Consider the following 17470-nt stretch of genomic DNA (forward strand, 5'->3'; position numbering starts at 1 on the left):
TCCGTCAGGTGTGAATTCCGGTGGGAGGAACGAAGATGATCGAGCGACTTTGGGCCAAATTCGGCAAAACATCCTCGCAGCCTTCGGAACCGCTTGCTACAGACAATTTGCCGCAGCATGTGGCGATTATTATGGATGGCAACGGCCGATGGGCCAAAAATCGCGGTTTGCCGCGCATAGCGGGTCATCATTCCGGAATGAAGACGGTAAAGCGGATTACGATGGCCGCCGATCGGGTGGGCATTAAATATTTGACGCTATACGCGTTTTCGACGGAAAATTGGAAGCGCCCGAAGGCGGAAGTCGATTATTTGATGCGTCTGCCGCAGGAGTTTTTGGCGATTGAGCTGGAAGAATTGATACAAAACAACGTTCAGGTCCGAATGATGGGCTACAAGGGCGGATTGCCGGACCATACGCTGCAGGCGGTGGAAACGGCCATCAGCCGGACTGCGAACAATACCGGGCTCGTGCTGAATTTCGCCCTCAATTACGGCAGTCGCAAGGAAATGCTCGGCGCGGTGCGGGAAATTGCCGCGGCGGTGCAGCGAGGCGAGTTGTCGCTTGATGCCATCGACGAGAAGACGATGTCGGAACGGCTGCTCAGCAGCGGTCTGCCCGACCCCGATCTGGTCATCCGTACGAGCGGCGAATTGCGGCTCAGCAACTTTATGTTGTGGCAGATGGCCTACAGCGAGATGTGGTTTACCGACGTCTACTGGCCGGAATTTACCGAGGAGCATTTTCTCGAGGCTATTAGCGAATACCAGCGGAGAGCGCGCCGGTACGGCGGCATTTAGCATCCGCTTCTGGAGTGTGGCACTGACATTGAAACAGCGTATCGTAACCGGTCTTGCTGCCGGAGCCGTATTCGTGCTGCTCGCGATTGTCGGCGGGTGGGCGTACTACGGGCTGATTCTGCTGCTCGCGCTGATCGGCTTCGCCGAATATGCGCGTCTCAACGGTTTCGCCTGGCATCATCCCGCGGCGCTCGCCGGTTATGCCGGCGTGCTCTATTTCCTGCTGCCGTGGGATGTCCTGAAGCTTGAACAGCCCGCCGCGCTGACGGCGGCATGGCTGCTCATGCTGCTGCTTCTCGTCCTGACCGTCGTCACGAAAAATAAAACGACAATTGACGGCGCCGCGCTCATGCTGCTCGGCGCTTTCTACATAGGTTTCGGATTTCACGCCATGGTGGCGGTACGCGCGGCGGAACCGGACGGCTTGCTGTGGACCGCGCTCGCTTTCGGCTGCATTTGGGCATCGGATATCGGCGCTTACTTTGCCGGACGGCTGTTCGGAAAGCGGAAGCTGTGGCCGGCCATCAGTCCGAACAAAACGGTCGAAGGCTCCGTCGGCGGCATCGCGCTTTCGCTTGCGGTAGCTTGCGTATTCGCGCTGTCGGCCCCGGATGCATTCTCGCTGGGCACCGCGCTTGCTATCGGACTGCTCGCAGCGGTAGCCGGCCAATTCGGCGATCTGATCCAGTCGGCCTATAAACGTCTGCGCGGCGTAAAAGACAGCGGCAATCTGCTGCCGGGACACGGCGGCGTGCTCGACCGCTGCGACAGCTGGCTGATCGTGTTCCCGCTGCTCCTTCTCATCGGTCTTCTGCCCGGATGACGGGCCGCCTTCATCAACAGATTTAGGAGGAAACGCATTGAATAAAATTGCCATTCTCGGGTCGACGGGATCGATCGGCACGCAGACGCTGGACGTTGTCGCAAGCGATCCCGGCCGGTACGAGATCGTCGGTCTTGCGGCCGGCGGCAACACGGAGCTGCTGATCGAACAAGCAAAGCGGTTCCGGCCGGCGCAAGTATGCCTTGCGACGAAGGAAGCGGCCGAGCAGGTCCGTCCGTTCGTTCCCCCCGGCACGCGTGTCCTTTACGGGGAAGAAGGGCTTGTCGAAATTGCGGGCGGCTCGGGCGCGGACATGGTCGTGACGGGCATCGTCGGCAGCCGCGGCCTGAACGCCACGCTGGCGGCGATCGATGCCGGTGCGGCGATTGCGCTCGCCAACAAGGAGACGCTTGTCACGGCAGGGCATCTCGTGATGGAAAGGGCAGCCGCCAAGGGGGTGCCGATTCTCCCGGTGGACAGCGAGCATTCCGCGATTTTTCAATGTCTGAACGGCGAAGACCGCGCCTCGGTGCAGCGCATCGTGCTTACGGCTTCCGGCGGGGCGTTCCGCGACAAGCGCCGCGAGGAGCTGGCGGATGTGACGGTCGAGCAGGCGCTGAGCCATCCGAACTGGTCGATGGGCGCGAAGATCACGATCGATTCCGCCACGATGGCCAACAAGGGGCTGGAGGTCATCGAGGCGCATTGGCTGTTCGGCCTTCCTTACGAGCGGATCGATGTGCTCATTCATCCGGAAAGCATCGTCCACTCCTTCGTCGAATTCGTCGACAACAGCATCGTCGCGCAGCTCGGCATGCCCGATATGCGGGTGCCGATTCAATATGCGCTGACGTATCCGGAGCGGCGGCGGACGCCTGCTGCGCGTCTCGATCTGGCGAAGGCCGGCAGCCTGCATTTCCGGGAGATGGACTTCGACCGGTATCCTTGCCTGCGGATGGCTTATGAGAGCGGACGGACAGGAGGGACGGCGCCGACCGTGTTCAACGCGGCCAACGAAGTGGCGGTAGCCCGGTTTTTGCGCGGGGAAATCCCGTTTCTTTCGATCGAGCGGATCGTGGAAGCCGTTTTGGAACGGCATACGGCGGTCGCGAATCCGGGACTCGGGGAAATCGCCGAAGCGGACGAGTGGGCGCGAAAAGCTGCGGAAGCGGCAAAAGGATAAACGGGAAAGCGGTTCTCTTGTATCCGACGGTGGAATAATGATAATCTATGTAGTACAGGCCGCTCGCGAACAGGAGGCACGACATGGAAACGTTGCAGGTCGTCTTTTTGACCGTTTTCGTATTTTTCCTCATTGTGACGGTACATGAATGGGGACATTACTTTTTTGCCAAACGCGCCGGCATACTCGTGAGGGAATTCGCGATCGGTTTCGGACCGAAGCTGTTCTCGATCAAGCGCGGCGAGACGCGCTATACGCTGCGTCTTATTCCGGCAGGCGGCTTCGTGCGCATGGCCGGCGAAGATCCCGAAATTGTCGACGTGAAGCCCGGCCAGACGATTGCCGTTCGCGTGGCGGGCGATCGGGTGACGCGCATCTATCTCGACCGGCTGGACGAGCGGACGAACGTCATCCGCGGCGAAGTCGAAGCGATCGATCTCGAGCGGCGGCTGTCCGTTTCGCTCAACGTCGAAGGGGAAAGCGAGCGTTACGACATCCATCCGCAAGCGGTCATGATCGCGAAAGGAAGAGAAACGCAAATCGCGCCGCTTGACCGTCAATTCGGGAGCAAGACGGTCGGACAGCGGGCGCTTGCCATTTTTGCCGGACCGGCGATGAATTTCATCCTGGCGTTCGTGCTGTTCGGCGCCTATATCCAAATGGCCGGCATTCCCGTCGAACCCCCGGACCGGCTGCTCGTGAACGAAGTGCTCGAAGGGATGCCGGCTGCGAAAGCCGATTTGCGGAAGGGCGATGTGATTGACAGCATCAACGGCGAGAAGATCGGTGCCGATTTCGATAAGATGATCGGGATGATCGGCGAGTCCGCGGGCAAACCGCTCGTGATGACGGTTATCCGCGACGGAAAACCGGTCGATATCAAGCTGACGCCGGTGCTCGATCCGGAATCCGGAGTCGGCAAGGTCGGCTTGACGGCCGCGTACCCGACCAGGCAGGCCGGATTCGGCGAAACGATCGTTCGTTCCGGCGTTCTGATGAAGGACATGACCGTCAGCATTTTCGAAGGATTCAAGAAGCTGATATTCGGCGAATTCAAGCTCGACGATCTCGGCGGCCCGGTGCGGACGGCGGAAGTGACCAGCCAGATTGCGATGAGAGGCATTACGCAGCTTACGTCATGGGCGGCGCTTCTCAGCCTCTATCTCGGCATTTTCAACCTGCTGCCGATACCGGCTCTCGACGGCAGCCGGCTTGTGTTTCTGGGCCTGGAAGCGCTGCGGGGCAGACCGGTAGATCCGAACCGCGAAAGCATGGTTCATTTTATCGGCTTCGCGATGCTCATGCTGCTAATGCTGGCAGTTACGTACAACGATATTTTGCGATTGGTCAGAGGGGAGCATTAAGCCCATATGTCGAAAGAGAAACAATTCGTGACGGAAATTACGCCGCAAGGCGAAGATTTTTCCCGCTGGTACATCGATGTCATCCGCAAGGCCGAGCTGATGGACTACTCGCCCGTGCGGGGCTGCATCGTGTTTCGCCCCGAAGGCTACGAGCTTTGGGAGAACATCCAGCGCGAGCTGGACCGCCGGTTCAAGGAAACGGGGCACCGCAACGCCTACTTCCCGCTGTTCATTCCGGAAAGCTTCTTTCAGAAGGAGAAAGAGCATGTCGAGGGCTTCAATCCCGAGCTGCCCTGGGTGACGGAAGCGGGAGGCGAGAAGCTGGAGGAGCGTCTGGCCATCCGCCCGACGTCCGAGACGATGATCGGCCATATGTACGCCAAATGGATTCAGTCGTACCGCGACCTGCCTCTCTTGATCAACCAGTGGGCGAACGTCGTGCGCTGGGAGAAACGGACGCTGCCGTTTTTGCGGACGAGCGAGTTTCTATGGCAGGAAGGGCATACCGCGCATGAGACGGAAGCGGAAGCGCGCGAGGAAACGATGCGGATGCTGGAGGTGTACCGCTCGTTTGTGGAAGAGTTTCTGGCGATTCCGGTCATCGGGGGCCAGAAGACGCCTTCCGAGAAATTCGCCGGCGCGGTGGATACGTTCTCGATCGAGGCGATGATGAAAGACGGCCGCGCCGTGCAGGCCGGCACGTCCCACTATTTGGGCACGAACTTCGCTGCCGCTTTCGACATCAAGTATCTGGACCGGGAGAACAAGCAGCAATATGCGCATACGACGTCATGGGGAGTCAGCACGAGGCTGATCGGCGCGCTCATTATGGTGCACGGCGACGACCGCGGGCTGGCGCTGCCGCCGAAGGTGGCGCCGACGCAGGTGATCATGATCCCGATCGGTCCGCCGAAGACGAGGGAGCAGGTCATAGCCCGGGTAGACGAGCTGTACGCCGAGCTGAAAGCGGCCGGCGTCCGGGTGCGCGTCGACGACCGCGCCGATCTGAGCCCCGGCTGGAAATTCAACGAGTACGAGATGCGCGGCGTCCCGCTTCGGCTGGAGCTCGGACCGCGCGATATGGAAAACGGACAAGCCGTTCTCGTCTCGCGCATCTCCGGCGAGAAGCGAATCGTCCCGCAGTCGGACCTCGTACGGGAAGTGGCCCGGATGCTGGACGAAATCCAGCGCGAAATGTACGAGAAAGCGAAGGCGTTCCGCGACGAAAATTTCATAACCGTCGATACATTGGATGAAATGAAGGCTTTTCTGGAAGAAAAGCGGGGGTTCGTCAACGCGGGCTGGTGCGGCTCGGACGCGTGCGAGCATCAGGTGAAGGAAGAGACCGGGGCGACGAGCCGCAACATTCCGTTCGAGCCGGTCGCCGTCAAGGACCGTTGTCTGGTTTGCGGCGAGCCTGCCGCACATACGGTCGTGTTCGCGCGGGCGTATTGACCGCAATCATACGGGAATAGCATGAAAGGCCGGTTCTGGATTCACATTGCGGGGAGAGCTGTGAACGTAAAGCCAGAATCGGCCTTTTCGCATGGGAGGGGAACATGAGCCAAACCGGAGACAAGCGGCACCGCTTCGAGCTGCTCATGAAGCAGGCGGAGCTGCCGAACGATTTGATTGACGCTTATTTTGCGGACGGCTATATCGACAAAGTGATCGTCAGCCAAACGAACCGGGAGTGGACGTTCTGCATCCGCAAAACGTCGCTCGTGCCTTCGCCGGCGTTTGTGGCGTTCTGCCGCACGGTGAAGGAGAAATTCGCGCATATCGCCGACGTTTCGTTCGTTTTTCTGTATGACGACGAGGTGAAGCCGCAGGACATCGCGCTGCAGTATTGGGAGCTGTTCGTCGAATACGCGCAGCGCGAGATGGTTTCGGTCAACGGCTGGCTCGCCCGCGCCGGGTTGGACGCCGACGGCGATTTGCTGACCGTTACGCTGCTCGACGAAACCGGCCTCGAACTTGCCCGCAAGAAAAAAATCGACGAAGCGGTCGTTCGTTTCTACGAGCGGCTGTTCGCCCGCACGTACCGCGTCAAGCTGGCTGTCGGTTCTTCCCGTCAGGAGGCATACGAACGGTTTGCGCAGCAGATCGAGCAGGAAGAACGGGAAGCGGTGCAGCAAATTATGGCGAGCGTGCAGGAGGCACCGCCGCCGGAGGACGAAGGTGACGTCCGGCTGCAGGTCGGCTACGAGATTCGCGACGAGCCGGTGCCGCTGATGAACATTCGCGAGGAAGAGAAGAAAATAACGGTGCAAGGTTCGGTGTTCGGCCTGGAGGTGAAGGAGCTGCGCAACGGCAGCACGCTGTTCACGTTCAACGTCACCGACTTTACCGATTCGATCGCGATGAAAATGTTCGCGAAAACGAAGGAAGACGTCAAGGTGCTGAGCCGGCTGGCCAACGGCAAATGGGTGAAGGCGCGCGGCCGGGTCGAATACGACCGCTTCATGCAGGAGCCCGAGCTTGTCATGATGCCGAACGACCTGCACGAGATTACCCCGCCCCCCGAACGGCAGGACGACGCCGAGGAGAAGCGGGTCGAGTTTCATCTCCATACGACGATGAGCACGATGGACGCCGTGACGCCGATCGATGCGTATATCAAAACCGCGGTCAAATGGGGGCACAAGGCGATCGCCATTACCGATCACGCCAATGTGCAGATCTATCCCGAAGCCTACAAGGCGGCCAAAAAGCACGGCCTCAACGTCCTGTTCGGGATGGAGGCGAACGTCGTCAACGACGCCGTGCCGATGGTCATCAACCCCCGGCGGGAGGCGCTTGCGACGGCCGAATATGTCGTATTCGACATCGAAACGACCGGCCTTTCCGTCGTGAACAACAAAATTATCGAGCTGGCCGGTGTCAAAATGCGGGAAGGGCGGGAAATCGGACGCTTCTCGACCTTTATCAACCCGCACGAAAAAATACCGTACCATATCCAGCAGCTGACCAACATCAGCGACGATATGGTAAAGGATGCGCCGGAGCTCGAGCCGAAGCTGCGCGAATTCGTCGAATTCGTCGGCGATGCGGTGCTTGTCGCGCACAACGCCCGGTTCGATATCGGCTTCATTCAGGCGGCATGCAAATCGATCGGTCTGCCGGAGCTCGGCAATCCGGTGCTGGATACGCTGGAGCTGGCGCGTTTTCTGCATCCGGGCATGAAAAACCACCGGCTCAATACGCTTGCCGACAAATATAAAGTAAGCCTTGAAAACCATCACCGCGCAATCGACGACTCCATCGCGCTCGGAGGCATCCTGTACGGTTTGATCGGCGACGCGGCGGAACGGAACGTTACATATCTGGACCAGCTCAACGACTACGTCGGTCTCGATTTGTCCAACAGCCGTCCGTTCCACTGCGGCATCTATGCGCTGAACGCGACCGGGAAGAAAAATTTGTTCAAGCTCGTATCGCTGTCGCATACGGAATATTTCAATCGGGTGGCATGCATTCCGAAAAGCAAGCTTGTCGAGCTGCGCGAAGGTTTGCTCGTCATGTCGGGCTGCGAGAAGGGCGAGTTTTTCGAAACGGTGCTGAACAAGACGGTCGAGGAAGCGGAGGAAGTGGCGCAATTTTACGATGTGCTGGAAGTGCAGCCGCTCGATTTCTACATGCACCTCGTCGAGAAGGGGCTAGTCGGCAGCCGCGCCGAAATCGAGCAGGCGCTGCGCACGATTTGCCGGATCGGCGAGAAGCTCGGCAAGCCGGTCGTGGCTACCGGCAACGTTCACTATTTGCACCCGCGCGACAAGCTGTTCCGCGACATTACGATTCACGGCATTACCGGCTTCAGCCCGCTGAAGGAAATGCGCAAGCCGGACGCCCATTTCCGGACGACGAAGGAAATGCTGGCCGAATTTCAGTTTCTCGGCGAGGAGAAGGCTTACGAGATCGTCGTGAAAAATACGAACGAGCTGGTTGAACGGTTCGAACCGTTCGAGATGTTCCCGCCGGATCTGTTTACGCCGATTATCGAAGGGGCCGACGAGGAAATTCGCGAGAAATGCTACGCCACGGCCCGGCGAATGTACGGCGATCCGCTGCCCGAAGTCGTCGTGCAGCGGCTGGAAAAAGAACTTGTTCCGATTATCAAATACGGTTTTTCCGCCAACTATCTCATTTCGGAGCGGCTTGTCAAAAAGTCGAATGAGGACGGCTATCTGGTCGGTTCCCGGGGATCGGTCGGCTCTTCGGTCGTCGCGACGTTTCTCGGCATTTCCGAGGTCAATCCGTTGCCGGCCCACTACTTGTGCCGGAACGAATCGTGCCGCCACAGCGAATGGTTTCTGGACGGCAGCGTGCCGAGCGGCTTCGATCTGCCCGACAAGGATTGTCCCAAGTGCGGCGGCGTCATGAAGGGCGAGGGACAGGACATTCCGTTCGAAACGTTCCTCGGCTTCAAAGGCGACAAGGTTCCGGATATCGACCTCAACTTCTCCGGCGAATACCAGCCGCACGCGCACAACTATACGAAGGTGCTGTTCGGCGAGAAGCAGGTGTTCCGGGCCGGCACGATCGGCACGGTGGCGGAGAAGACGGCGTTCGGCTTCGCCAAAAAGTACGAAGAGGATCACGGCAAGAAGTGGCGCGGCGCCGAGCTGTCGCGGCTGGCCGCAGGCTGTACGGGCGTCAAGCGCAGCACCGGCCAGCACCCCGGCGGCATCGTCGTCGTCCCGGATTATATCGAGGTGGAGGACGTGACACCGGTGCAATATCCGGCCGACGATACGAGCTCGGAATGGAAGACGACGCATTTCGATTACCACGCTTTCGAAACCAATTTGCTCAAGCTGGACATTCTCGGCCACGACGATCCGACGATGATGCGGATGCTTCAGGATTTGACCGGCGTCGATCCGACGACGATTCCGATGAACGATCCGAAAGTGATGAGCCTGTTCAACTCGACGGAGGCGCTCGGCGTAACGCCGGAACAGATCCGGACGCCCGTGGCGACGTACGGCGTGCCGGAGATGGGCACCAAATTCGTCCGCCAGATGCTGCATGAGACGCAGCCGTCCTCCTTCGCGGACCTGCTGCAAATTTCCGGGCTGTCCCACGGCACCGGCGTCTGGCTCGGCAACGCGCAGGAGCTGATCAAGAACGGCACCTGCAACATCAAGACGGTAATCGGCTGCCGCGATGACATTATGCTGTATCTTATTTACAAAGCGGGAATGGACGCCAGCCTCGCCTTCAAAATTACCGAAAGCGTGCGGAAAGGCCGGGGCCTTACGCCGGAGTGGATCGAGGAGATGAAGCGGTGCAACGTGCCGCAATGGTATATCGATTCATGCCTGAAAATCGAGTACATGTTTCCGAAAGCCCATGCCGCGGCGTACGTCATCTCGGCGGTGCGCACCGCCTACTTCAAGCTCTATCATCCGATCGCTTTCTACGCCACCTATTTCTCGGTTCGCGCCGAGGATTTCGATCTGGATCTGCTTTGCCAGGGATACGACGCCATCCTGCGCAGGCTGATCGAAATCGAGGAGAAAGGCTTCAGCGCCACGACGAAGGAGAAGAGCATGATTTCCATTCTGGAGATGGCGCTCGAGATGACCGCGCGCGGCTTCTCGTTCAAGCCGATCGACCTGTACCGCTCGCATGCGACCCGTTTCCTGATCGACGGCGATTCGCTCATCCCGCCGTTCTCGGCCATCGCCGGCATCGGGGAAAACGCGGCCCGCAATATCGCGGCGGCGCGGGAGCAAGGCGAGTTTCTCTCGATCGAAGATTTTCAGCAAAAGGCGAAGGTAAGCAAGACGATCGTCGAAATGCTCGCGGCGATGGGCTGTTTCCGCGGGCTTCCCGAATCGAACCAGCTTTCGCTCTTCTGACGGCATCATGGATGAAAAGATTTCTTGTCACTATGAAACGGTTATGATATAATTTTTCTGGCAATGATGTGGATAGGGACTAACGTGCGAGAAGAGTGGGGAAACCCACTCTTTACGTTTTGTCACGCTAAATTTGCATGTCCATTTCGGGAGGTCGCAACATTTGAGCACAAAGGTTACAACCATCGTGGAAGAGATGGCACGCCCTTATCTGGACGCTCACGGATTCGAACTGGTCGATATCGAATACGTCAAAGAAGGGGGCAACTGGTTCCTGCGTCTGTTTGTCGACAAAGAAGGCGGTATCGATATCGACGAGTGCGGGCGGATCAGCGAATACTTGAGCGCGAAGCTGGACGAGTCCGATCCGATTGCGGGCGCTTATTTTCTGGAAGTGTCTTCGCCCGGCGCCGAACGTCCGCTCAAAAAGCCCGATGACGTCCGCAAGGCCGTCGGCAAGCATGTGTTCGTCACGACGTACGAGCCGGTGAACGGCCTGAAAGAATTCGAAGGAACGCTCGAATCGTTCGACGGCGATACGGTCGTCGTCCGGGTTGGCGGTCGAAGCCACGCCATTCCGTACGCCAAGGTTGCAAGCGCCCGTCTCGCGATCGTCTTTTGATCGCGCAGGACGCGGCAAGCACTGCGGAAGCAAGCGAGACGAACGACTCGGCCGATTGGCGATATAACCCGCCTTCGGACGCGGCCGCTCGCCATCGAACGGCTGCGCCGGAGGCTTCCGATAACTGAAAGGAGGAATTGAATTCAGATGAGCATGGATTTTATCGAAGCGCTGGCGGAAATCGAACGTGAAAAGGGCATTGCCAAAGATGTGCTGATCGATGCGATCGAGGCTGCGCTCATATCCAGCTACAAACGAAATTTTAATACGGCGCAGAACGTACGCGTCGATATCAACCGCCACACCGGCGTGATCAAAGTCTATGCCCGCAAGACGGTGGTCGACGAAGTGCTCGATCCTCGTCTGGAAATTTCTATCGAGGCGGCCCGCGAAATCAACCCGCATTACCAGCTTGACGATATCGCCGAAATCGAAGTGACGCCGCGCGACTTCGGGCGGATCGCCGCGCAGACGGCGAAGCAGGTCGTCACCCAGCGCATCCGCGAGGCGGAGCGCGGATTGATTTACAATGCGTTTATCGACAAGGAAGAGGACATCGTCAACGGCATCGTGCAGCGGCAGGACGCCCGCAACCTGTACGTCGATCTGGGCAAGGTGGAGGCGGTGCTGCCGCTTACCGAGCTGATGCCGACCGACAAGTTCAAACATGGCGATCGCGTGAAATCATATATAACCAAAGTCGAGAATACGACGAAGGGTCCGCAAATCATTCTGTCGCGTACGCATCCGGGACTGCTCAAGCGTCTGTTCGAGCTGGAAGTGCCGGAAATTTACGACGGCGTCGTCGAAATCCGCTCGGTTGCCCGCGAAGCGGGATTCCGCTCGAAAATCGCGGTCTATTCGCGCAACCCCGAGGTCGATCCGGTCGGTTCCTGCGTCGGTCAGAAAGGGATGCGCGTCCAGACGATCGTAAACGAGCTGAAGGGCGAAAAAATCGACATCGTCCGCTGGTCGGAAAGCGTGGAAGAGTATGTGGCGAACGCGCTGAGCCCGTCGAAGGTGCTGGAAGTGATCGTCTACGAGCAGGAGAAAATGGCCCGCGTCATCGTGCCGGACTACCAGCTTTCGCTTGCTATCGGCATCAAGGGTCAGAATGCCCGGCTTGCGGCCAAGCTGACCGGCTGGAAAATCGACATTAAGAGCGAAACGCAGGCGGAACAGGAATACGGCCGTCCGAAATCGGTGACAGCGGAAACGATGCATCAGGATTCGGTAACGATCGATTAAAGCGAATCCGTACGAACGAAGCGGTATTGGTTTCGAAAATTTTGGAGGTGCGGCGATGAGAACGAGAAAAATTCCGCTGCGCAAATGCGTAGCCTGCCAGGAAATGATGCCGAAAAAGGAATTGATCCGCATCGTGCGCTCGCCCTCCGGGGAAGTGTCGATCGATCTGACCGGCAAAAAGTCGGGCCGGGGCGCTTATTTATGCGGAAAGGTAGACTGCTTCAGACTGGCCAAAAAAACGAAGGCGCTCGACCGCGCCTTGAAGCATCCGGTGGGAGCGGACATCTACGATCAGCTCGAACGCGAATTTATCGCGGTGGAAGACGAATTTCTCGCGGGGAAGGAGCGGGAGGCTGACGATGAATAAAGGGCTTGCCCGGCTCGGCATGGCGATGCGGGCGGGCAAGCTGGCGACCGGGGACGACACCGTTCTGCGAGCGGTTCGCCAGGGAAACGCCCGGCTCGTTATCGTGTCCGCCGACGCTTCGGACAATACGAAGAAGAAATTTCGCGACAAATGCGAGTTTTATGGCGTTCCGATCGCGGAGGCCTTCAGCCGGTTCGAGCTCGGCCAGGCGGTCGGCAAGGGCGAGCGGGTCGTCGTGGCGGTGCTCGACGAAGGATTCGCGAAGCTTATCGGAAGTCAACTGACCTTACAATCGGAGGTGGAGTATATTGACTAAAGCACAGGACAACAAGGAAAACAAAGATAAATTGCGCGTCTACGAATATGCCAAATCGTTAAATATGAGCAGCAAAGAAATTATTACCATTCTGAAACGGCTCAACTTGCCCGTAAACAATCATATGAGCGTAATGGAAAACGATATGGTGGCTAAGGTGGAGGGCTTTTTCCGCGACATTAAAGCCAATGCGGCGGCGAAGCGGGCGCAGGAAGCCTCTTTATCCGGTCACGACGGCAAGACGCAGCAGACGGCGGGGTCGGGCGAACAGCGCCCGCAGACGAACAAATCTCAAGCTCAGGACAGACAGGGGACCATGAATTCTATTAATACGAATACGAAACCGAATCAGCAATCGTCGCAACGTCAAAGTCAGCAAGGGAACCGCCAGGGCGGTCAAGGAAACGGGCAGCAGAAGCAGCAGGGACAGCGGCAGAACGGTCAGGGACAGCGTTCGGGTCAAGGCGGCCAAGGTCAGGGAGCAGGCCCGAAAGGACAGGGCGGCGGCTCCCGCCCCGGCGGCCAGCGCGGCGGTCAGGGACAAGGCGGCCCCCGCAACGGGCAAGGCGGCCAATCGGCCGGACGCCCGGCTCCGGCGCGTCAGGACAACGGCCGCAGCGGTCAGGGGCGCGCGTCCGATTCCCGCCCGGCGCCAGTCCCGAGCGTGCGCAGCGAAGCCGACTTCGCCCGTGACAACGGCGCAGGCCGGAACCGGAAATCGAAATCGAATCCGAAACGGTTCGACGACGCCAAGGTCAGCAACTTTCGCAGCGGCCGCGGCGGCAAAAATCAGCGCGGCCGCGGCGGCCAACAGACGGAACGCCGGGAGAAAATCGACAACACGCCGAAGAAAATTATCGTGCGCGGCACGATGACCGTCGGCGATTTGGCCAAACTGCTGCACAAGGACGCTTCCGAAGTCATCAAAAAGCTGATGTTCCTCGGCGTTATGGCCACGATCAACCAGGAGATCGATCTCGACACGATTCAGCTTGTTGCTGATGATTACAATGTCGAGGTTGAAATCAAAATACCGGTGGAGGAAGACCAGTTCGAGACATTCGAAGAGAAGGACGACGAAGCGGATCTGGTGCCCCGTCCTCCGGTCGTGACGATTATGGGACACGTCGACCACGGCAAGACGACGCTGCTTGACGCCATTCGCCATACGAACGTGACGAGCGGCGAAGCGGGCGGCATTACCCAGCATATCGGCGCATACCAGGTCGAGATCAACCAGAAAAAAATTACGTTCCTCGATACGCCGGGTCACGAGGCGTTTACGATGATGCGGGCGCGCGGCGCGCAAGTGACCGATATTACCGTAATCGTCGTGGCCGCCGACGACGGCGTCATGCCGCAGACGGTCGAGGCGATCAACCACGCGAAGGCGGCGAACGTGCCGATTATCGTTGCCGTCAACAAAATCGACAAGCCGGAAGCCAACCCCGACAAGGTCAAGCAGGAGCTGACCGAATACGAGCTCGTGCCGGAAGAGTGGGGTGGCGATACGATCTTCGTCAACGTTTCCGCGAAACAGCGGACCGGCCTTGAAGAGCTGCTGGAGATGATTTTGCTCGTTGCGGAAGTGAACGACTACAAGGCGAATCCGAACAAGCGGGCGCGCGGAACGGTCATCGAAGCCGAGCTGGACAAGGGCAAAGGACCGGTTGCGCGCATACTCGTACAGAACGGCACGCTGAAGGTCGGCGACGCCATCGTCGCGGGCAACTGCTTCGGCCGGATTCGGGCGATGATGAACGACAAGGGCCGTCGGCTGAAGGATGCGGGGCCGTCCACGCCCGTCGAAATTACCGGTCTGAGCGGCGTTCCGCTCGCAGGCGATCCGTTCATCTGCTTCGAGGACGAGCGCAAGGCGCGCCAGATCGCCGAAACCCGCGCCATCAAGGCTCGGCAGAGCGAGCTCGGGGCGACGACGCGCGTCACGCTCGACGATTTGTACAAGCATATTAAAGAAGGCGAGATCAAAGACCTGAACGTCATCATCAAAGCCGATGTTCAGGGATCGGCGGAAGCGCTGAAAGGCGCGCTCGAGAAAATCGACATCGAAGGCGTGCGCGTCAAAATTTTGCACAGCGGCGTCGGGGCGATTACCGAATCGGATATTATTCTCGCGTCGGCTTCCAATGCGATCGTCATCGGCTTCAACGTCCGACCGGAGCCGCAGGCCAATGCGACGGCCGAGCAGGAGAAGGTCGACATCCGCCTGCACAACATCATCTACAATGTCATCGAGGAAATCGAGCAGGCGATGAAAGGAATGCTCGATCCGGTATTCAAAGAGAACATTATCGGCCACGCCGAGGTGCGCAACATTTTCAAGGTCAGCAAAGTCGGCACGATCGCGGGCTGTATGGTCACCTCGGGCAAAGTGGCCCGGAACGCGGAAGTGCGGGTTATTCGCGACGGCGTCGTCGTATATCAGGGCAGGATCGATTCCTTGAAACGGTTCAAGGACGACGCCAAGGAAGTTACGCAAGGCTTCGAGTGCGGTATTACGCTGGAGAAATTCAACGATATTAAAGAAGGTGACATCCTCGAAGCCTTCGTTATGGAATCGGTAGAGAGGTGATGGACGGATGGCAAAAATTCGGGTTGGCCGGGTAGGCGAGCAGATCAAGAAGGAAATGAGCCAAATTATTCAGAACGAGCTGAAAGATCCGCGCATCGGCTTCATTACGGTGACGGGCGTTGACGTCACCAACGATCTGTCCCAGGCTCGCGTATATTTGAGCGTGCTCGGTTCCGACGAGCAGAAGGAAGAGACGCTGAAGGCGCTGGGCCGGGCGAGCGGCTTCATCCGCTCCGAGCTCGGCAAGCGGATCAGGCTGCGCCTTACGCCGGAGCTGCTGTTCAAGTTGGACAGCAGCATCGAGTACGGGAGCCGCATCGAAGCGCTTCTGAACGAAATCAACAGCGGAAGCGATAGCCGATGACGGCAGCGCTCGAATCCGAACGCAGCTTTGACGAAGCGATGGCGTTTTTGCGCAGCGGGGACGACTATCTGGTCGTCTCCCATGTTCAGCCCGACGGGGACGCGATCAGTTCGACGCTGGCTGCCGGATGGCTGCTGCGCAAGCTCGGCAAGCGCGTCACGCTGCTGAACGAAGGGGACATTCCCGCGCGTCTCGGATTTCTTCCCGGGTTTGACGCCATCGCCAGCTTCAAGCTTTCGCCTCCGCAACGCAAGTTCGATCGCGTCGTCGCCGTCGACTGTGCCGATTTTCGCCGGATCGGCCTGTCCGCAGGCTGCTTCGCGGAAGATGCGAAGCTGCTCAACATCGACCATCATCCGACGAACGACGCATTCGGAACGGTCAATCTGATCCGCCCGAATGCGGCGGCGACGGCCGAAATTTTGTTCGAGCTGATCGAATATGCCGGCTTGCCGCTCGATTCCGAAGCGGCTACCGTGTTATATACGGGGCTGCTGACCGATACCGGCGGCTTCCGGTATTCGAACACAAGCCCGCGCGTCATGAATATCGCGTCGCAGCTGCTGGCCGCAGGCGCTCCCGCCCACCAGATCGCCGACCGGCTGCTGGAGCGGATGTCGATGCCGCAGATCAAGCTGCTGCAGCGGGGGCTGAACCGCTTGACGTTCACGCCCGACGGCCGGATCGGATGGCTCTATATCGTAGCGAACGATATGGCGGAGACGGGAGCGGAGCCGGAAGATCTGGAAGGGCTTGTCCATTACGCCCGCAATGTCGACGGCGTCGAAGTCGGCATTCTGTTCAAGGAAATGAAGGACGGCTCGGTCAAGGCAAGCCTCCGCTCGGCGGGGACGGTCGACGTGTCTGCCATTGCCCAGATGTACGGCGGCGGCGGACATGTCCGCGCCGCAGGCTGCCGGGTTGACGGTCCGCTTGAAGAAGCGATGGCGCGTGTCATCCGCACGATTGAAGAGGCGATGAACTGATGGACGGCGTACTGGCAGTTTGGAAGCCGGCCGGCTGGACATCGCACGATGTCGTCGCCAAGGTCAGACGCATCATCCGCGTCAAGCGCATCGGGCATGCCGGCACGCTGGACCCGCAAGTAACGGGCGTGCTGCCGCTTTGCGTCGGCCGGGCGACGCGAGTTGTCGAATATTTGCAGGAATTGCCGAAAGCTTATGAAGCCGTTTTGCAGCTCGGCATTGCCACCGATACGGAAGATCTTACCGGGCAGGTCGTCGCTCGTGTGCCGGAAGTGCGGATCGGGCGCGGGGAAATCGAAGCGGCTCTGGCTTCTTTCAGAGGCGAGATCGAGCAAATTCCGCCGATGTATTCGGCGGTCAAAGTGGAAGGCAAGCGTCTGTACGAGCTGGCGAGAGAAGGCAAATCGGTCGACCGCAAACCGCGCAAAGTGACGATTTACGACCTGAAGCTGGGCGAATCCGATCTGGAGCGGCCCGATCCGCGCATCACGTTTACCGTCGTATGCTCCAAGGGCACGTATATCCGTACGCTCTGCGTCGATATCGGCCGGGCGCTCGGCGTCCCGGCCGCCATGGCGCAGTTGACGCGGACGATGTCGGCCGGATTGACGGCGGAGCACTGCCTGACTATCGACCAGATCGAGGAGCTGGCAGCCGCAGGGACGCTGGCCGACCGGCTCATTCCGGCGGATGCCGCCGTCGGCCATCTGAGACGGATTTCCGTTGGCGACGAGACGGCGGCCATGGCGTCGCAGGGACGCGCCGTCCCGTACGGCCGCCTGTCCGAGAATCCGGATGACGGGGAGACCGTCCGCCTGTATGCGGCGGGCGGCGCATTTATCGGCTTGTTCAAGGGAGAGGAGGCCGCGCGTCTGCTTCGTCCGGTCAAGGTGTTCGCGCCGGGCTTCCCGAATGAATCGGAATCTATGTAAGAATT

14 protein-coding genes are annotated in these 17470 nt (G+C 59.1%); all 14 read left to right on the top strand.

Features of this window, described 5'->3' with window-relative positions:
- Positions 1-35 precede the first annotated feature (35 nt).
- On the top strand, positions 36-800 hold the full coding sequence (gene uppS / locus ABEV74_RS12615) for an undecaprenyl pyrophosphate synthase (RefSeq protein WP_062492594.1): 765 nt from the start codon (positions 36-38) through the stop codon (positions 798-800).
- Between the two features lie 28 nt (positions 801-828).
- Entirely contained in the window at positions 829-1623 is a 795-nt protein-coding gene (locus tag ABEV74_RS12620) for a phosphatidate cytidylyltransferase (protein ID WP_430146432.1), read from the top strand.
- 37 nt (positions 1624-1660) lie between these two features.
- A complete protein-coding gene (locus ABEV74_RS12625; RefSeq protein ID WP_213527758.1) occupies positions 1661-2806 on the top strand; it encodes a 1-deoxy-D-xylulose-5-phosphate reductoisomerase in 1146 nt (381 codons plus the stop codon).
- An 83-nt stretch (positions 2807-2889) separates the two neighbouring features.
- The gene (gene rseP, locus ABEV74_RS12630; protein WP_430146434.1) at positions 2890-4170 is read left to right on the top strand and encodes an RIP metalloprotease RseP; all 1281 of its coding nucleotides are present in this window, start codon (positions 2890-2892) and stop codon (positions 4168-4170) included.
- Between the two features lie 6 nt (positions 4171-4176).
- Positions 4177-5625: a proline--tRNA ligase gene (gene proS, locus ABEV74_RS12635; protein ID WP_062492598.1), complete on the top strand. Its 1449-nt coding sequence runs from the start codon at positions 4177-4179 to the stop codon at positions 5623-5625.
- 104 nt (positions 5626-5729) lie between these two features.
- Entirely contained in the window at positions 5730-10037 is a 4308-nt protein-coding gene (locus tag ABEV74_RS12640) for a PolC-type DNA polymerase III (protein WP_430146436.1), read from the top strand.
- Between the two features lie 163 nt (positions 10038-10200).
- Positions 10201-10659, top strand: a complete 459-nt coding sequence (rimP, locus tag ABEV74_RS12645) for a ribosome maturation factor RimP (protein WP_062492600.1) — start codon at positions 10201-10203, stop codon at positions 10657-10659.
- A gap of 147 nt (positions 10660-10806) precedes the next feature.
- Entirely contained in the window at positions 10807-11907 is a 1101-nt protein-coding gene (nusA, locus tag ABEV74_RS12650; RefSeq protein WP_062492601.1) for a transcription termination factor NusA, read from the top strand.
- Between the two features lie 55 nt (positions 11908-11962).
- Positions 11963-12274 (top strand): RNase P modulator RnpM, encoded by a 312-nt coding sequence (rnpM, locus tag ABEV74_RS12655; protein WP_062492602.1) that lies wholly within the window; start codon positions 11963-11965, stop codon positions 12272-12274.
- Positions 12267-12590 (top strand): L7Ae/L30e/S12e/Gadd45 family ribosomal protein, encoded by a 324-nt coding sequence (locus ABEV74_RS12660; RefSeq protein ID WP_062492603.1) that lies wholly within the window; start codon positions 12267-12269, stop codon positions 12588-12590. Before rnpM ends, ABEV74_RS12660 begins: the two co-directional genes overlap by 8 nt.
- Positions 12583-15183 (top strand): translation initiation factor IF-2, encoded by a 2601-nt coding sequence (gene infB / locus ABEV74_RS12665; protein WP_430146439.1) that lies wholly within the window; start codon positions 12583-12585, stop codon positions 15181-15183. Before ABEV74_RS12660 ends, infB begins: the two co-directional genes overlap by 8 nt.
- Before the next feature lie 7 nt (positions 15184-15190).
- Complete coding sequence (gene rbfA, locus ABEV74_RS12670; protein ID WP_062492604.1) at positions 15191-15547, top strand: 30S ribosome-binding factor RbfA; 357 nt, start codon at positions 15191-15193, stop codon at positions 15545-15547.
- Positions 15544-16533 carry a DHH family phosphoesterase gene (locus ABEV74_RS12675; protein ID WP_062492605.1) on the top strand — a complete coding sequence of 330 codons (990 nt, stop codon included), beginning with the start codon at positions 15544-15546 and terminating at the stop codon, positions 16531-16533. The genes rbfA and ABEV74_RS12675 overlap by 4 nt, the downstream gene beginning before the upstream one ends.
- On the top strand, positions 16533-17465 hold the full coding sequence (truB, locus tag ABEV74_RS12680; protein WP_213527763.1) for a tRNA pseudouridine(55) synthase TruB: 933 nt from the start codon (positions 16533-16535) through the stop codon (positions 17463-17465). Before ABEV74_RS12675 ends, truB begins: the two co-directional genes overlap by 1 nt.
- The last annotated feature ends 5 nt before the right edge of the window (positions 17466-17470 follow it).

This window comes from Paenibacillus cisolokensis (genome assembly GCF_050481165.1).
Lineage (GTDB): Bacteria > Bacillota > Bacilli > Paenibacillales > Paenibacillaceae > Paenibacillus_AH > Paenibacillus_AH cisolokensis.

What these genes read in the sequence shown, in the direction of transcription:
- nusA (WP_062492601.1), top strand. Translation starts at nt 10,807, where the DNA reads ATGAGCATGGATTTTATCGAAGCGCTGGCGGAAATCGAACGTGAAAAG.
- rnpM (WP_062492602.1), top strand. Translation starts at nt 11,963, where the DNA reads ATGAGAACGAGAAAAATTCCGCTGCGCAAATGCGTAGCCTGCCAGGAA.
- ABEV74_RS12640 (WP_430146436.1), top strand. Translation starts at nt 5,730, where the DNA reads ATGAGCCAAACCGGAGACAAGCGGCACCGCTTCGAGCTGCTCATGAAG.
- ABEV74_RS12660 (WP_062492603.1), top strand. Translation starts at nt 12,267, where the DNA reads ATGAATAAAGGGCTTGCCCGGCTCGGCATGGCGATGCGGGCGGGCAAG.
- proS (WP_062492598.1), top strand. Translation starts at nt 4,177, where the DNA reads ATGTCGAAAGAGAAACAATTCGTGACGGAAATTACGCCGCAAGGCGAA.
- ABEV74_RS12675 (WP_062492605.1), top strand. Translation starts at nt 15,544, where the DNA reads ATGACGGCAGCGCTCGAATCCGAACGCAGCTTTGACGAAGCGATGGCG.
- truB (WP_213527763.1), top strand. Translation starts at nt 16,533, where the DNA reads ATGGACGGCGTACTGGCAGTTTGGAAGCCGGCCGGCTGGACATCGCAC.
- rbfA (WP_062492604.1), top strand. Translation starts at nt 15,191, where the DNA reads ATGGCAAAAATTCGGGTTGGCCGGGTAGGCGAGCAGATCAAGAAGGAA.
- rseP (WP_430146434.1), top strand. Translation starts at nt 2,890, where the DNA reads ATGGAAACGTTGCAGGTCGTCTTTTTGACCGTTTTCGTATTTTTCCTC.
- uppS (WP_062492594.1), top strand. Translation starts at nt 36, where the DNA reads ATGATCGAGCGACTTTGGGCCAAATTCGGCAAAACATCCTCGCAGCCT.